This is a genomic window from Mesorhizobium sp. B2-4-3, from assembly GCF_006442815.1.
Taxonomy (GTDB): Bacteria; Pseudomonadota; Alphaproteobacteria; order Rhizobiales; family Rhizobiaceae; genus Mesorhizobium.
Genome location: NZ_VFVL01000022.1, coordinates 32,895 through 48,302, shown reverse-complemented (window position 1 = coordinate 48,302; position 15,408 = coordinate 32,895). Strand labels below are relative to the sequence as shown.

General features: G+C 62.8%; 20 protein-coding genes and 1 pseudogene. 7 read left to right on the top strand and 14 right to left on the bottom strand.

The features are described 5' to 3' along the window. Positions 1–368 precede the first annotated feature (368 nt). Positions 369–2,234 (top strand): CHASE3 domain-containing protein, encoded by a 1,866-nt coding sequence (locus tag FJ956_RS20210; protein WP_246672092.1) that lies wholly within the window; start codon positions 369–371, stop codon positions 2,232–2,234. Positions 2,235–2,255: 21 nt separating this feature from the next. Here FJ956_RS20210 and FJ956_RS20205 read toward each other — a convergent pair whose 3' ends face one another. Beyond that, positions 2,256–2,420 carry a DUF3309 family protein gene (locus tag FJ956_RS20205; RefSeq protein ID WP_140678556.1) on the bottom strand — a complete coding sequence of 55 codons (165 nt, stop codon included), beginning with the start codon at positions 2,418–2,420 and terminating at the stop codon, positions 2,256–2,258. A 155-nt stretch (positions 2,421–2,575) separates the two neighbouring features. On the opposite strand from FJ956_RS20205, the pseudogene FJ956_RS31130 reads away from it, so the two are divergent. The 4 genes and pseudogenes from FJ956_RS31130 to FJ956_RS20190 all read left to right on the top strand — a co-directional run. Continuing rightward, a pseudogene (locus FJ956_RS31130) lies at positions 2,576–2,674 on the top strand (Thivi_2564 family membrane protein); the annotation flags it as partial. Between the two features lie 194 nt (positions 2,675–2,868). After that, positions 2,869–3,027, top strand: coding sequence for a hypothetical protein (locus tag FJ956_RS31125; RefSeq protein WP_348641073.1), 159 nt, complete (start codon positions 2,869–2,871; stop codon positions 3,025–3,027). Between the two features lie 123 nt (positions 3,028–3,150). Then, the gene (locus FJ956_RS20195; RefSeq protein WP_140678558.1) at positions 3,151–3,591 is read left to right on the top strand and encodes a GFA family protein; all 441 of its coding nucleotides are present in this window, start codon (positions 3,151–3,153) and stop codon (positions 3,589–3,591) included. A 539-nt stretch (positions 3,592–4,130) separates the two neighbouring features. Continuing rightward, the gene (locus FJ956_RS20190) at positions 4,131–4,676 is read left to right on the top strand and encodes a hypothetical protein (RefSeq protein WP_140678560.1); all 546 of its coding nucleotides are present in this window, start codon (positions 4,131–4,133) and stop codon (positions 4,674–4,676) included. A gap of 26 nt (positions 4,677–4,702) precedes the next feature. Here the strand turns inward: FJ956_RS20190 and FJ956_RS20185 are convergent, their stop codons facing one another. Beyond that, positions 4,703–4,963, bottom strand: coding sequence for a hypothetical protein (locus FJ956_RS20185; protein WP_140678562.1), 261 nt, complete (start codon positions 4,961–4,963; stop codon positions 4,703–4,705). A 168-nt stretch (positions 4,964–5,131) separates the two neighbouring features. Between FJ956_RS20185 and FJ956_RS20180 the strand changes: the two genes are divergently transcribed. Further along, the gene (locus FJ956_RS20180; RefSeq protein WP_127235553.1) at positions 5,132–5,326 is read left to right on the top strand and encodes a hypothetical protein; all 195 of its coding nucleotides are present in this window, start codon (positions 5,132–5,134) and stop codon (positions 5,324–5,326) included. A gap of 106 nt (positions 5,327–5,432) precedes the next feature. On the opposite strand, the gene msrA is transcribed toward FJ956_RS20180, so the two are convergent. The 6 genes from msrA to FJ956_RS20150 form a co-directional block, all read right to left on the bottom strand. Continuing rightward, positions 5,433–5,954 (bottom strand): peptide-methionine (S)-S-oxide reductase MsrA, encoded by a 522-nt coding sequence (gene msrA / locus FJ956_RS20175; RefSeq protein ID WP_140678564.1) that lies wholly within the window; start codon positions 5,952–5,954, stop codon positions 5,433–5,435. A gap of 153 nt (positions 5,955–6,107) precedes the next feature. Then, complete coding sequence (locus FJ956_RS20170; protein ID WP_140678566.1) at positions 6,108–6,431, bottom strand: hypothetical protein; 324 nt, start codon at positions 6,429–6,431, stop codon at positions 6,108–6,110. After that, positions 6,431–6,625: a hypothetical protein gene (locus FJ956_RS20165; RefSeq protein WP_140678568.1), complete on the bottom strand. Its 195-nt coding sequence runs from the start codon at positions 6,623–6,625 to the stop codon at positions 6,431–6,433. The genes FJ956_RS20170 and FJ956_RS20165 overlap by 1 nt, the downstream gene beginning before the upstream one ends. Continuing rightward, positions 6,610–6,849 (bottom strand): ABC transporter permease, encoded by a 240-nt coding sequence (locus FJ956_RS20160; protein WP_140678570.1) that lies wholly within the window; start codon positions 6,847–6,849, stop codon positions 6,610–6,612. The genes FJ956_RS20165 and FJ956_RS20160 overlap by 16 nt, the downstream gene beginning before the upstream one ends. A 109-nt stretch (positions 6,850–6,958) precedes the next feature. Further along, a complete protein-coding gene (locus FJ956_RS20155; protein WP_140678572.1) occupies positions 6,959–7,162 on the bottom strand; it encodes a hypothetical protein in 204 nt (67 codons plus the stop codon). Further along, complete coding sequence (locus tag FJ956_RS20150) at positions 7,159–7,899, bottom strand: glycosyl hydrolase 108 family protein (protein ID WP_140678574.1); 741 nt, start codon at positions 7,897–7,899, stop codon at positions 7,159–7,161. The genes FJ956_RS20155 and FJ956_RS20150 overlap by 4 nt, the downstream gene beginning before the upstream one ends. A 121-nt stretch (positions 7,900–8,020) precedes the next feature. Between FJ956_RS20150 and FJ956_RS20145 the strand changes: the two genes are divergently transcribed. After that, positions 8,021–8,674, top strand: coding sequence for an FkbM family methyltransferase (locus FJ956_RS20145; RefSeq protein WP_181170229.1), 654 nt, complete (start codon positions 8,021–8,023; stop codon positions 8,672–8,674). Here FJ956_RS20145 and FJ956_RS20140 read toward each other — a convergent pair. From FJ956_RS20140 to FJ956_RS20115, 6 genes are all read right to left on the bottom strand, one after another. Next, a complete protein-coding gene (locus FJ956_RS20140) occupies positions 8,671–9,378 on the bottom strand; it encodes a LamG-like jellyroll fold domain-containing protein (protein WP_140678578.1) in 708 nt (235 codons plus the stop codon). The two genes, FJ956_RS20145 and FJ956_RS20140, sit on opposite strands and share 4 nt — an antisense overlap. Continuing rightward, the gene (locus FJ956_RS20135) at positions 9,378–9,818 is read right to left on the bottom strand and encodes a hypothetical protein (RefSeq protein ID WP_140678580.1); all 441 of its coding nucleotides are present in this window, start codon (positions 9,816–9,818) and stop codon (positions 9,378–9,380) included. Before FJ956_RS20135 ends, FJ956_RS20140 begins: the two co-directional genes overlap by 1 nt. 12 nt (positions 9,819–9,830) lie before the next feature. Then, the gene (locus tag FJ956_RS20130) at positions 9,831–11,804 is read right to left on the bottom strand and encodes a hypothetical protein (protein WP_140678582.1); all 1,974 of its coding nucleotides are present in this window, start codon (positions 11,802–11,804) and stop codon (positions 9,831–9,833) included. A 389-nt stretch (positions 11,805–12,193) separates the two neighbouring features. Continuing rightward, positions 12,194–14,227 carry a hypothetical protein gene (locus FJ956_RS30565; RefSeq protein ID WP_181170230.1) on the bottom strand — a complete coding sequence of 678 codons (2,034 nt, stop codon included), beginning with the start codon at positions 14,225–14,227 and terminating at the stop codon, positions 12,194–12,196. Position 14,228: 1 nt separating this feature from the next. Continuing rightward, entirely contained in the window at positions 14,229–14,750 is a 522-nt protein-coding gene (locus FJ956_RS20120) for a hypothetical protein (RefSeq protein ID WP_140678584.1), read from the bottom strand. Positions 14,751–14,753: 3 nt separating this feature from the next. After that, complete coding sequence (locus tag FJ956_RS20115) at positions 14,754–15,398, bottom strand: hypothetical protein (RefSeq protein WP_140678586.1); 645 nt, start codon at positions 15,396–15,398, stop codon at positions 14,754–14,756. Positions 15,399–15,408 lie beyond the last annotated feature (10 nt).

Genomic DNA, 15,408 nt, shown 5'->3' with positions numbered 1-15,408 from the left:
GCGTCCGCAGGAATGCTCCCGCTGTCACGGGGCCAAGAAGGTTTTCGTTTGCGCGCGCTGGCTGAGCTCGAACGGCCATTGCTGCCCAGGGGGCACGCACCGGCTGAACTGTCCGGGACACAGCATCGTCTGCCTTGAATGCAATGGGCGCGAGAGCTAGCGGGATTCGAGGATCTGCCGCCGGTCGACCGCAACGCCGCGGAATCCCGTTTTATGGCATCGGCCAGGGCCGACGTCATTAAAGTTTGACATAGCCAGGCCTGCCTTGCCTGCTGCAATCATTGCCTTATGGACCTGACTATTGCCTTGCGCTTTGCCGCCGCCTACGACTTGGCGAATTTCATGATTTCCTCAGGCCTGACAAAGCAATGATCGTCCGACTGCGACGCGCCCTGCGATGGCAAGCGCTTCCGCTCCTTGCCGGCTTTGCGGTCGTCGCGCTGATCCTCGTCTTGCGCGCCATCCTCGCCGAAACGCAGATTGCAGACCGCGACGCCAGCCGCGAAGCGATCGAAGCCCAGCAATTGCTCTCGAGCCTGCTATCGCTCGCCCAGGACGCCGAGACCGGCCAGCGCGGCTATCTGCTGACGGGCGAGAAGAGTTACCTGCTGCCATATCAGCATGCGGTCGATGCGCTGCCGGCGTTGCTCAGGCGCATCGACGAGATGTTTCCGACCGGCAGCGACAGGGCGCAGCAGGTCGTCGGCATCAAGGATGCGATTACCCGCAAGCAGGCCGAGGTCGCGGAGACGATCAGGCTCTACGACACGGGCAACACGGCCAAGGCCCTGGACATCGTGCGCGGCGGCCGGGGCAAGCTGGATATGGACCAGATCCGCGCCAATATCGACGCGATCCGGCGCATCAACGGCGCGAGCCACGCTTCCCGCGCGGAGCGCATGGAGCAAATCGAAGGCTGGTTGCGCGGCGGCTCGTTCGCCGCGCTGCTGGGCATCTTCCTGCTCGGCATCTACACGATCCGCCAATCCAGCCGCCGCTTCCACGAGGTGGCTACGGCGCAAGACGCCTTGAGCGCGAAGAACGCTGCGCTGCTCAAGGAGATCGAGACGCGTGAAAAGGCGGAGTCGCAACTTCGCCAGGTGCAGAAGATGGAAGCGGTTGGCCAGCTCACGGGCGGCATCGCGCATGATTTCAACAATATGCTGGCCGTCATCACCAGCGCCATGAACCTCGCGCAGCGCAAGCTCGCCCGCGGCGAGCATGACGTGCAGAGTTTCGTCGAGGCGGCGGCCGACGCCGCGGCGCGCGCCGCCAATCTCACGGCCAGGCTGCTTGCCTTTTCCCGGCAGCAGCCACTGGCGCCGCAGATCGTCGACGCCAATCGCCTCGTCGCCGGCATGTCGGACCTTTTGCGCCGCGCGCTCGGCCATGCGGTCGAGATCGAAACGGTGCTGGCGGGCGGACTCTGGAAAACGCATGCCGACCCGAGCCAGGTCGAGAACGCGATCATCAACCTGGCGGTCAACGCGCGCGACGCGATGGACGAAAAGGGCAAGCTCACCATCGAGACGGCCAATTGCTATCTCGATGAAGCCTATGCGGTGGCGCATCCGGAGGTGAAGGCAGGCCAGTATGTCATGATCGCGGTGACCGACACCGGCGCTGGCATGTCACCCGATATCATGACCAAGGCTTTCGAGCCGTTCTTCACCACCAAGCCCGCGGCCAAAGGCACAGGGCTGGGGCTCAGCCAGGTGTTCGGCTTCGTCAAGCAATCCGGCGGTCACGTCAAAATCTATTCGGAGCCCGGCGAAGGCACGACGATCAAGATCTACCTTCCACGTTTCACCGGCTCAGAAGAAGCGACGATGCCGGCAAAGGTAGGCAGCCGGAGCGACACTCCGGCAACCGAAACCGTCCTGCTCGTCGAGGATGACGCCCGCGTGCGCGCTTCGACGGCCGCTACGCTGCTGGAGCTCGGCTACACGGTCGTCGAGGCCGCCAGCGGTGAGGAGGCGCTGCGCAAGCTCGCCGAGAATGCGGCCATCGCACTGATGCTGACGGATATCGTTATGCCGGGCATGAACGGCCGCCAGTTGGCCGAACAAGCACGCAAGCATTCCCAATCGCTGAGAGTGGTGTTCATGACCGGCTTCACCCGCAACGCGGTCGTGCACAATGGCGTGCTCGACCACGATGTGCACTTCATCGCCAAGCCGTTCACGCTGGAACAACTGGCGGCGAAGCTGAGGGATGCGCTGGCGGCACTCTAAAGCCTGCTCACACCGTGGGCGTCAGATCCGGCCGAGCAGCACCAGGATGATCACGACAACCAGGACAAGCCCGAGGCCGCCGCCGCCATAATAACCGGTTCCGTAGAAAGGTCCGCCGCCAAGGCCGCTGAAGCCGCCAAGCAAGGCAAGAATGAGAATGATGATGATAATCGTGCCGAGGCCCATGATCTCTTCCTCTCTGACAGTGCGATCCCGCGCATTGTTATTGAGGAAGTGAACTCGCAAGCCGCGCGCATGTTCCGCCTACTTCGAAGCCGGCTTCTGTTTCGGACGGCACAATCAACGAGGGCTCAGCCCGCTTGGAACCATTTCGCAGCCGGCAACGCCTGCCGCTCGATGCCCTAGCGCGGCAGATCGCCCAGATCATCGTCATCATCATCGGAATCATTTCGCTGCTCAAATATCTTGCGGTGTTCTAGCCGCGATCCATATTCGACACCCGGAAACTCCATAAGTCTGGTGTCCCATGAGAATCCCGTCGATCGCACTTACCGCAGGCAAGATATTGTTGGCCGGCACAATGTTGTGTGCCGCGAGCGTTGCCCATGCCCGGCCAGACACGCGCGGCATGACTTGCGCGCAGACGCAGGCGCTGATCAAAAGCGATCATGCCGTGGTCTTGACCACGGGCCCGGACACCTATGACCGGTTCGTTCGGCAATTCGGCAATGAGTGCGACTGGCCGGAAGTGCCTGTCTCGACGACGGTTCCGACCAAAGACGGCGAGTGCCGCGTCTATCGGTGCGAGGAGCCGATCAACGTTCCCGACTGACCGATGCTTCTTGCGCGCCGGCGCGGAACCATTGCAACCTCCTGCGGGTTTTAGCAGCCAGCAGCGGGACTTGCCGGGCGCGAGAGAAACGCGGCTCCGTGCACAACCGCAGGAGGGACGGCAATGCCTGAAATCGCGCGCAGCGGCAGTTGCCTGTGTGGCGGTGTGCAGTTCCGCGTCACAGGCGAGCCGCTCCGGGTCGGTCTCTGTCACTGCAAGGACTGCCGCAAGACAAGCGGATCGGCCTTCCATGCCTACGCCGTATGGCCGCTAAGAGCGTTCGAAACCACCGGCATCACCAGCAACTATGGCGCTCGGAGTTTTTGCCCCACCTGCGGAAGCCGCGTTCCGTTCGTCGGCGATGACGAGGCCGAGGTCACGATCGGTAGCTTGGACGTTGCGCCAACCGAAGGGCTGGTGCCGAGCTACGAGCTGTGGATCGGACGCCGCGAGCCCTGGTTGCAGGCCCTCCCCGCGGCGCGCCAGTTCGAGCATGACCGGATCGCCGATGATTCGGCCGCAAGCGCTGAAGCCGACCTCGAGCCACAGCAAAGGTCGGCCTAGGTTGGGCTCTTGGCGGACTTTAGTCTGAACGACAGCGCCCTTCAGTCCAGCAGCGCCTTCGGCACGTCCGGGAAAACGCCCGGCCGCAGACTGATATACGCGGACTTTTCTCGAAGTTTCGCGTTTTTCAACCACCGGTCGGTTTGCCGGCCAATCAGCTGACGCTAGCATTTTGCGATGCGGCAAACATGAGGCCGCAAGCTGGCCTAGCGCGCAAAGATTTTTATTCGTTTTACAAAATATAAGAATTTTCAGCTGCGCTCCTTGCGGAAATACAACCTCCGGGATTGTTTTGCCTGCTTGTCCACTGCGCTTATCATGTGAAATACCAAGCTGCAGTTGCAATACCAAAGTGAAAATTCTTTCGGCTCAAGAAATTTTTTCTTCGCCCTCTTTCTGGCTATATCAAATATGACATCCCGAAATGCCACTGGTAGCAAGCCTTATGACTTTCGTCCTTGTACAAAAGGCCATCTTTGTTTCTTTCATTTTTTGCTACATAGTGTTGCCGAATCTTGAAACCGAACGGGGCGGTTTTCATGACGTCGGCGCCTGAACACGGCCGCAACATGCATATGCGGTATCCACCGATCGACGGGTTCTGGACCTGGGACATCAAGCGTGACCGTGTCTATGGCGATGCCAATCTTTCAGATTATTTCGGTCTGACACTCGATGAGTTCTCCCACGGCGCCTCGCTTGAACGATGCATGCAAAGCATCGATCAGGACGACCGCTCAAGGGTTCGGCTGGCTATCCGCAAGGCCGTGGAGCGTAGGGCCGGTTTCAGGGAGGTCTATAGGGTCCATTCCGAGAAGATGGGGTTGCGCAAGATCCTGGCCGTCGGCCAATGTTACGTTGACGGGGTGGGCGAGGCAGCGCTCTATCCCGGCTGGTTCGTCGATTTGACGAACGAGGCCGCGTGCGAAGAGCAGGCGCTGCGCGAGATCCGCAACCATGTCGGGCAAGCCAAGGATCTAGCGCGGTCGATCGGACACGACCTGGTGTCCTATCTCCTGGACAATGTCGAAGAAGAGGTCGAGCAGCGGCTTGGCGCAAGGCTGGGGAGGCGAAGATCGTCTTGAAGCGGCTTTCGCCGATTGTTTGCGGGTCAGCTTCGCTTGCCGCGCCTGCCGACTTCAGCCGCGACCATACGCGCGAAATGCGACTGGGGCGATCGGCGCTCGATGAGCTTGGCCCGTTCCAGGGCCGCATCGCCGTAAAATTCGATCAGCACGCCAGCGGCCTTGGCGGCGTCGGCCCTCAACCGGCCGAAATCGGCTTGCCCGCTCTCGCTCGAGGGCTCGCTCCTGGCAATCACGTCAAGCATGGCTTGCAACTTGTCAGGAGTGCTGCCCTCGTCTTCTTGCATGGTCGCTATCCGATTGGGCGCGTAAAATATCGACATTTCCGCGCAATGTCCAACAGGTTCGTTGATCGGGCGTCAGTGCAACCGAGTACAGCTCCGCCGCGAGCGTGGTGACAATGTTCGTTCAAGCATAGTGAGCCAAACTTACCGCACAGACATTTGGGGGCACCCATGGACCAGCCTAGCAAAATGGAAAACCTGCAGTTCGCGCAGGGGATCTTGCGAGAGCTTCGCCAGAAGGCGGAGGCCGATGGCGAGAAGCTTCTGACCTATCTGATCGACATGGCCTATCTCGAAGCCAGCGACCGCATCCGCGCCCACTGGATCGGCAGCCACGAACACGAAGGCCGCCGCGCCAAGGGCTGAGGCCGCCCGTCCGGGACGGCGGCCGGAACGCAAAAAAGCCCGCCATGCCTTCCGGCACGGCGGGCGGATCAAAGCGTAAGGCCGTGTCAAACAGCCAGATCTGTGACTATGACGCCGCCGCCTGTTGGCGGACCGGAAGCTTCCAGCCCGGCCGCGCGAAATGGCAGGTGTAGCCGTTGGGATAGCGCTCGAGATAGTCCTGATGCTCGGGCTCCGCTTCCCAGAAGGGACCGACCGGGGCGAGCTCGGTGACGACCTTGCCAGGCCATAGGCCTGACGCGTCGACGTCGGCTATCGTGTCCTCGGCGATCCGCTTCTGTTCATCGCTGATGTAGAAAATCGCCGAGCGATAGCTCGCGCCAGTATCGTTGCCCTGGCGGTTCTTGGTCGTCGGATCGTGGATCTGGAAGAAGAATTCGAGCAGCGTACGGAAGCTGGTCCTGGCCGGATCGAAGTTGATCTCGATCGCCTCGGCGTGGGTGCCATGGTTGCGGTAGGTGGCGTTGGGGACATCGCCACCGCTGTAGCCCACTCGCGTTGAGATCACGCCGGGCAGGCGCCGGATCAAATCCTGCATGCCCCAGAAGCAACCGCCCGCAAGGACCGCGCGTTCAGTGGAAGAAGCCATGTCACACCTCCGTTGGATTGCTCCATAGATAGGCGTTGCGCCTGGATTCTTCCAGCGGCTCGATCGGGCCAACCTCTGACACCGGCATCTTGGTCCGGTGTGGACGATCTGCAGTCAACGTCTCGATGCCTGCGCGGTTTCGGCCCGCCGCGATCAGGAATCCGGCGTTTGTTTGAATCTTCGCACCACCACCTCGAAAACGATGTCCGAGATCCACATTGCAGAGACGCCGATCAGGAAAGCGGCGGCAAGCGTGGTGGTATCGTCGGCAGTATCGGGCATCGGCAGGCTGCTTGCGCGGACCCAGGCGACGGCAGGCAGTGTCAGATAGGCGGCTGCCAGGGCGCCGCAGATCGGCGAGGCAACCATTTCGCGCAGCTTGTAGCGGTGCCGCGACAGCGCCCGCAGCACGCCGCCGGCGAGCCCGGCCGCCACGACCTGGCCCTTGATGCCCAGAAGATCGAAAATGTCGTGCATCACGGCCTCCAGCCGCAGAGTTCTTCACCTTTGCGGTTGTGGGCGAGCAGCGCCCTCGCCTCCTGGTCAGACAGACTGTCGAGCGTGCTCGCGGAGAGGCGCATCGGCGAGGCGACGGCGCAGAAGCCGCCCCTGGCCGTCGTGCAGCCGGCAAGCGCGGCGGCGATGGCGGCGACGATCAGTCCCTTGCCCATGACTTCAGCTCCTTCCTGACCGCGTCGACCGGCAAAGCGCCGATATCGTTGTCGACCTGATCGGCGACATTACGGGCCGCGATTTCGGCTTCAGCCTGCCTGCCGCGCTCGGCCCGCGCGCCGGCGAGGCGCTGGTGGAAGCCCCAGCCGAGCGCGCCGACAAGGCCGGCGCCGATGGCCAGGATGGTCGGATTGCCGAGAAGCCATGCCAGCAGCGCGCTCATAGCAGCGCTCCGATGAGAAGACCGGCTACGAAGCAGACGGCGCCGACGATCACATACGACCTCGCCTGCTCGAGCAGCTGGGCGAGGACAGACTTGAGATTTTCCATGGTCAGTGCTCCCAGCCGAACCGGCGCGCGAGCAGGTGCCACCACTCGGCCATTGCAGCGATGGCGAGACCGAGTCCAGTCTCCAGCGCCATCTGAATGTCGGGATCGGCGGAAAACGCCGAGGCGTCGTCGGCGCCCAGAAGGCCGCGCGCGACAAGCACGCCCGCGCCATAGCGCAGGGCGATGCGGATGATGACGGCAATCATTGGCAGAACACTCCGAAGAGATTGCAGGGAAGATGCATGGCCCAGGCAGCCAGGGAGCCGAGCGCGATCAGCGCAAGGATGCCCGTTGCTTTGATGGGCGATGTGGATTTGTGCGGCGCGGCGGGCGCCTCGCCGCCGGCATGCGACTCCGCGGGCGGCGGGGTTGGTCCCGCACCATCGGCGGATGCAGGCGCCGTCGGCACCGATATCGTCGTCGTCAGCGGCGTGGCCGACATCAGCAGCGCCTGCCGGCGCACCGAGGCGACACGCGCGCTCCAGCCTCGGCCGAAGCTCGGCCACGTCGGCAGCCTTTCGAGGAAGGCGAGCCGGGCGTCGCAGAGCGCATCGATGACGACGCCGGCGGGTTTTCCCCTTGCCGCGGCAAGCGTGGCCGGGCCGATGCGGCCGTCCTGGGCAACGCCGAGCACAGCTTGAAGATATTTCGCCGCCCTGCCCGGCCCGCTGTTCACGGCAAAGTCGAAGACGGCATAGTCGACGCCGGCGGGAAGGTCGGCGCCGCTGACGGTATCCCAGTAGAAACGCCGGTAAACCGTGGCCACCTGATCATCACTGATCTTGCGAAGATCGGCCTTGGTGGCGTCGGCTTTGACGTAGCGGCGGAAATTGGCGAGCGTGACGCCCTTCATGGTCGCGCCGCCGGGATCGGCGGGATTGTCCGACCAGCCGCCCTCAGACGAGAGGACGAGCGAAAGGGCACGCGCGAAATTGCGGTCCATGGTGGGTTCCTTTCCGCCTGCCCCTGGCGAAGCTGTCATTGGTGATTGTTTGGGTGGTTGCGCTCCATCGACCGGAGCGCTATTCGGTAAAAGTGAGTAAACTCTGATAGAAGCGAAGCGCGTGAATTACGAACAAGCTGTCGAAGACTTCTATAGGTCAGTGCTCAAGCCAGGCGATATTGCCATCGACTGCGGCGCGCACACCGGGAGGCACACTCAGCCGCTGGCGGAACTGGTTGGCGGAACCGGCCATGTATATGCCTTCGAACCTTTGCCGGAACAGTTCAAAACGCTTCAGAAGAGGTTGTCCAAGCAATCAAACGTGACGCTTCGAAACTGGGCGCTGGGCACTTCAGCAAACATGGCACCATTCGTTTATGTGCCTGAGTTCCCCGAATACAGCGGCTTCCGCGAGCGCATCTATCATGACGATACATTGGAGCGGCGCGAGATCGTGGTGCCCGTCCGCCGTCTTGACGATGTCGTGCAGAACTATCCAATCCGCTATATCAAGGTCGATGCCGAGGGCGGTGACCTTACCATCCTAAGGGGCGCTGTTCAGCACCTTCGGAACAGTCGTCCCTACGTCACGTTCGAATGCGGCGACAAAGGCATAGTAAATTATGACTATACGGCTGCAGACTACTTCGATTTCTTCGTCGGCCTCAGCTACTCGATCTCAACCATCCTTCACAAAACTCTTGATCGAACCGCGTTTATCGAGAGTTGCAATATCCAAAGCGTTTGGGATTACATTGCTACACCAAACCCCTAGTCATATCGGCTGAATGCGGATCCGGCCGGCGTATAGTTAGCGGTGTAGCGGGCAATGTTAGAAATGCGAAACTCGTCCAAATTGCCCTTGAACTTGTTGTTAGGGCCACTGGAGTCTCGTGTGTCGATGAAAGCTCCAATGGTGACGGCTTGTGTGGGAAAGACCTGAGTGTCAGAGAACGACGATCCGAACGTCGCCCCATTGAGGAAACATCGCCACGTGCCAGATACCCTACAAACAGCCCAACTGTACCACGTTCCCACTGTCAGGCTGCTTGATGCCTGACGAACTTTGTCATTTCCCGCCGCTGTCGTGCTGGTAGACAGCACGAGTGATTCGCTAGAGTTCAAACTGAGGTACATACCCAGCCCGCCAGTCACGGCTCGAGTGTCGAATAGTGGCCGACCGGCGCTCGCCTCGTTCGTGCAGCAAACTCGACCTTCGATAGTGAAGTCGCCGGTGCCGACGAAGGCTCTAGGGTCATCCGTGTATAAGTAATCGCCAGTGCCGTCGAAAGTCCCGCAAGATGCCCCAAAAACGAAGGTGCTCGTATCTATCTGCGCGTTGCCAGCAGCAGCGATGGTGAGGTTGTTCAGACTGTCATCAATAAAGACCTGAGAGGAGTTAGCTCCTTCGAAATGAAGAAGCAAGGTAGCCTTTTTAACAGGCTGCTGGGTAATCCGGGGAATGATGCCGGGATACATCAGACACCCAGCCCCAGCGCGGACTTCAATTCGCTGACCGAGAGGTCGTAGCCGGCCAACATCGCGGCGACCTTAGCCTCTACAGTCGGCGGCTCAGGAACCGGCGGGATGTCCTCGACTTCATTGGTCTGCTGGACCACGCCATCGGTTTCCACATAATACGGCGAACCGACCGGCTGCTTGCCCTCCGGCACTTCGAACGGCATCGCAATCCTGCCACCCACGGCCTCGACCTCCTCGATCGTCCAAAGGCCCTGGTCATAGAAGCCGCGCAGGCTGTCGCCGTTCATCTGGATTTCGACGGGGTACGGATCGCACGTCGTCTCGACCTGCCGGCCGTCACCATAGACGGCGGTGTAGGTGCCGACCATCTGGGTCACGATGGAGGAGCCGTGCCACTCCTGCCAAACGTCATTGATCTTGCGGACGAGAATAGACATCGGGTTCTCCTTTTACGTTCTCAAAACGCTGGTGATGACAAGGCGGCTCGTCGTGTCGACAAAGCCGGCCAGGAAGACGGTTTCCGTCGTCTGGATCGTGATGGGAAAGCTCTCGACGCCCGCAGCGGGCACGAGATTCGAGCTTAGGCTCACGGTGCGTGCGGACGTCACGGCGGTGATCTTGAGCACGAAGCCAAACTGGGGCACCGCATTGGTCGGATTGCCGATCGTCACGTTCGTGCCTGCAGCCAAGGAAGCGTTGTTGCCGAGCGACATATCCCACGAGACGGACGCGCCGGACGTAAGCGTCTGGTAGGCTACGGTCGACTTTAATGCGGCCGCCGTCAGAAGCTTGCTTGCCGTTCCAAGCTGAAACTCGCTGTTGGATGCGATGGCACCGGATGCGAGCATGGCATAGGTGACTAGCCCGGCCGGCACCATGCCGACGGTGAGCTGCCCAAAGCCGAGCGCCGAGGACACGCGCCGCAGGATCGTGTCATCGGAACCCGCGGAGATGTCCGCTCGGGCGCCGCTCGAATTGGCCGAACGACCAAGGACCGACACAGCCACGCTGTCAGCCAGCGCATTCAGCGCAATGGTATTGGTTGGCGGGCTGAAGGTGCCAGTGAAAGAGGCATTGGCCTTCGGCGCCAGGCTCCCCACCGCCACGCCGCTGTCCTTCACCAGCTTGCCCGTCGTGCCGTTGAACGTGGCGAGGTTGTCGGCCGCGGCCGAGGCCGGCCCGGCGACCAGGCTCGCCACCGCCACACCACTGTCCTTGCCGGCCTTCCCTGTCGTGCCGGCGAAGGTCACGATGTTGTCGGTCACCGAACTGGCCGGGCCGGTGAAGTCGCCCACGCCGGTGCCATCCGCGCCCTTGTCGCCGGCGCGGGCGAAGATCAGCCAGATGCCGTCGGTGGTGTTGGGCAAGGTGCCGGCGCCGCTGACATAGGCCAGGGTCAGTTTGCGATAGCCCGTTCCATCCACCACCGAGCCGGTGACGTTGTAGACATAGGCGATTGCCGCCGACGCTTTTGAGCGCAGCGTCAGCTGGCCCTTGATGGCGTTGGTGCTGTCGTCGAAGCCATCGAGCACGCCGCTCACCGTGGCGCCGCTGGAATCGAGGTTGTCGATATAGGCCGCGGTGGCCGAGGCGGCGCTGGCATTGTTCAGCCGCAGCGTGCCGTTGCCGGGATCGGCATCGGCGGTGCTGGTGGAAAAGCTATAGCCAAGTGCTGCCACCGCATTGGCGGCAGCGACCGCACTCGCCGCCGCGTTGGTGGCCGACGTCGCGGCGCTGGTGGCGGATCCGGAAGCGGCGGTGGCCGAGCTCGATGCGGCGGAAGCCGAGCCGGCAGCGGCGCTTGCCGATGTGCCGGCGCTCGTGGCCGAACCGGCGGCGGCGGAGGCGGAGCCAGCCGCCGCCGTCGCCGAACTGCCGGCACTGGTGGCGCTGGTCGCGGCATTGGTGGCGGAAGTGGACGCGGCTGTGGCGGAGCCGGCCGCCCCGGTCGCCGAGCCCGCCGCGTTGGTGGCGCTGGTGGCGGCGGCATTCTTGGAGATCAGCGCCGCGGCCGCGCTTATGGCTGCGGCATTGGCGGCATTCACGGCGTCGCCAAGCGTGTCCTGCGAGAGATAGAAGCCGAGCACAATCGGGTCGGCTCCGATCACCGGATCCAGCGTCTCGAAGGCGTAGACGCGATCAGCCGAGACGGCGCCCTCCTGCACATGCACCGTCGTGCCCTTCTGCATGGTACGCGCGGCGCGGGCGTCGGCGGCGCGGAACCACTGGCCCTCGCTCGCCGTGTAGATGCCATTCTGGGTCTGGTCGGCCTGGTCCTTGACCAGCACACGGTCGCCGACTTGCGTCAGCACACCGTCGATGGTCTGCAGGCCGTAAAGGGTGATATTCGCGATCGTCGCCAGGCGCACGGGTTCGCGCTCGCCGGTCAACAGGCGAACGGCGGCAGTTGCAGGTCGGGCCATAAGGCTTGCTCCATGAAAAAAGCCCCGCGAAAGCGAGGCTGGAAAGATTGGGGTCAGTGCGTGGGCTGAGGTCGGGCGGTTAGTCCTGGCCATCTTCAAAACGACCTTTCGGGGCCGTTCGGGCCTGGAGCAACGTATTCCCGACTACTCGTTTTGGAAGCGCTCCCGCCTCGACTGCCGTATGGCCCTTGCCAGTCGCTGCCTCCGCAAGGGCGTCATATTCTTTCGGTAGGACGGCGATGTCTTCTCCGCCCACCACTCTTCGGCCGACCACGGTTTTCCGCCGAGGCCTCTTCCTTCGCTGTCGTAGAGGAGTCTTCCGGTCTCGGGATCGGAGAGTTGCCTTCCGGTTTTGGCGTCGATGAGGAGCTTTTCGTTGTCATCAGCCTTCACCGCACCTGGGTAATCGTCGAAAATCGAGCGAACTGTTTTGACTGGAGGATCATAGATGTTTGCGCTTCTGCTCGCAATCTCGTCCTTAGGTTGCGCAAGTGAAGCGCCTTCACTGGAATTGGTCGCAATGGAACGTTCTGCTTGCGCTGCCGCTCCAGAACCGATCCGCTCAACCGCCTGCGGCATCGCAGCCTCAAGAACTCGACCAACCCCGGGCACCGGTATCCCCAACTCAATGCGTCGCCTTGCTGACGCATCATCACCTTCTCGGTGCTGTTCGCTGGCTCGTAGTACCCATGGCTGAAATCGGGAGGCTCGCTTGATCCAAGGGAAACAACGTAGCCAGCCCCTTTGATCAATTTGCCCGCGAATATCCCGGCATTCGCGGTTTCTTTGCCGATGGCTTTCGCATCCGCTCGAAATACTTCGCCCACGGAAAGGCGTGGCTTGCCGCCGGGGAGAATTCCACCCAGACCGGCAGCATCCAGTTCCCGGACCAGAGATGCTCGCGCGACGGGACCTTTCGTACGCAAGAACAACTCGCTTGCCTTGGCATAGTTGTCCATGAAGTACATACTTCCGCTGTCACGATCCTCGGCAAGTTTGAGAAGAATCGAGAACGGCACGGGCTGGAGATTTTCATCATCAATGCCCAATGCTTTTTGCCTGGCGACAGACAATTCTATTGTTCTGTCGTATGTGTCCTGGTCATAAGCCTCTGGATCGGAAGGGCCAGTGCCAAATACGGCTTTCCAGCCCGCGGAGATATCTTGAGACGTATCGCTGACATAGCCACCTGAATCGACCCGCCTCCTCTCCAGGACCAGCTTTGCCGCGACGGCGGTTGCCTCGTCGCGCTCTTTGTCTGGCGACGAATTCGGGCCGGCCTCGGCATTGACAACGGCTGCATTGATGGCCTGGTTCGACATGGCCCCCATGTCGAAAATCTTCTTCCCGACATCGACCTGCCATTCGAGATCCTGCCGGCGCTTAATGCCTTCTTCCGGGCCGTAGACGATCTTGTAGGCATCCTCGCCCGGTATGTTGCCGGAGTAGGTGCCGGTCCGTGCGATCTCGTCGGGAGCTTCCGCTTCCGCGCGATCGATGGCGGCGCGGATCTTGACCTCTTGAGCGAGGCTGGCGGCCTTCGCCTGTCGGCGGATCGCTTGCTGTTCCTCTTCGGGAACGTCGGCGAACGCCTGGGCGATCGCTTCGTCCGGCGTCTTGTTGCGACGCCAGTCGCCCTTCGCGGCGGCCTGCTCATCCTGCGCGCCGGCACCAAGCTGCGCGCGCACAGTCTCGCCCATGCCGTCGCTGGCGACCGGTCCGGCGCTCAGCATCTCGGCGGCGCGGCGCGGGTCCTGGGCGATCAGCGCCTGCATCCGCGCCTTCGCCGTGCTGGCGCGCCAGTCGGCTTCGGCCTGCAGCCTGATCTGCGGGTCGAGGTCCATCTTGGCAAGAAGGTCGAGGCCGGCCTGCCGAGAGGCGTCGAAGGCAGCGGTGTCGTTCGGGTCGCTTTGCGCGATGTTGCTGAACTCGGCGCTGTGGACCTCCGCCAGCTGATCCTGTTCATATTGCTTGCGGCGCTGATTTTGCTGGAGCGCCAGGCGTATTGCGCCCGCCTCCCGCAGCGCTTCCTTGCGGCTGGCAAGACCTGGGCGCAGTTCGGGTGGCGCCTGCTTCAGGAAATTGCCGAACAGCGTGTCGAACAGGCCAGTCTTCACCACCTGGCCGGTGTGTGGATTTACCTGGCCGTACATGGCTTGGTGCAGGCCGGCGCCATCGGCGGGCGCATTGGCCACTGTCTCGACTTCGGCCTGGGCGAGCTCGCCGTTCAGCCGGCGCGCGGCGATCTCGGTGTCGAAGGCCTGTTGCTGCGCCCTGCGTTGCTCGTAACGCTCGGCGGCGGCCTGCCACCTGTCGCCGAGCTGCTGCACCGCCTCGCCGACCGGCGAGGCGTCCGGATATTGCACCGCATTGCCGGTATCGAGCCGGCGCTCGCCGACGAACAGGGGGATGATGTGGACCATTTCAATATAGCCCCGTGTAGCCGCCGATGATGGCCCTGCTCGCCCGGGGCGACAGCGACGACCCGCCGAAGGTCACGGATTTGGCCGGGTCGTAGAGGCCCGACAGACCGTCGATCAGGCTGCCGCCGGCCTTGAAGATCGAGGCCGTCATTGCCTGATTGCCCTGAAAGCGCGAGATGGCGGCCTGGGTGTTGAGGTTGTTCTGGTGCAGGCGTGAGTTGTACAGGGTCGCGTCGAGGTCGACCTGACCCTGCCGAGCGTTCGCCGCCAGCACTTCAGTCGGCGAGCCAGCAATGCCGACACCGGAAGCGCCGGCCTGGGCGCGCGCCTGGGCTTCGAGCAGGTCCTGCTTGCGGCGCTCCTGTCTCTGTTCGAAGGCGGCGCTTTGCGCGTCGGCCTGCGCCTGCTGCTCGTAGGCCTTGGCCTGGTAGTTGGCCAATTGCTGCTGCTGAGCGCCTTGCATCAAGGCGCCGCCGACCGACACGGCCGTGCCTGCCAGTCCAAGAAGGGCCAATGTGCACATAGTTCAACCTCGCCGGGTCTTGGGTTTCCTGGTCGCGCCCGCGGCGGGCGCGCGCAGCGCCGGGCGCGGGTCGAGCGCGCCGCCGGTGCCGATGAGAGAAAGAAGCTGCCGGTCGGCCGCGAGACCGGCCCGGCTGAGGCGCGCCGGCGGCGCCGCGCGCGGACCGGCCATGGCGGCGCGGCGGATGGCGGCAAGGCTCACCTTCAGGCGCGGCAAGCCGGCGGCGTCGAACAGGCCGTTGGCGGTGGCGATGGCGCGCGACAGCGCATCGGCCTCGAACAGTTCCTCGCGCAATTCCTCGACCAGCCGGCGAACAGCACGCCAGCGGGTGCCGAGAAGTGCCGCCTTGCCTTCGATCTCCTCGAACAGCGCCTCGATGTCGGCGCGGGCCTCGGCCTCGGCGGCGGTGGCTCGGCGGCTGCCGGCGACGGCAATTGCTCGTTCCAGCGTCGCGATCGTGTCGTTGCAGCCATCGAGTGCCGCCCGTGCGGCGGCGAGGTCGCCGCCGAAAATGGCGCGGTCCTCTGCTTGCATCAGACCCTGGCGGCTGGCGATGGCTTGAGAAAGATCGGTGTCGAGCAAGGCGATGACGGCGGCGAAATCCGCAGCCGTCCGCGCCCTGCCGAGAGCTTCGGCATCGGGTGTCATTGGGGGTTCC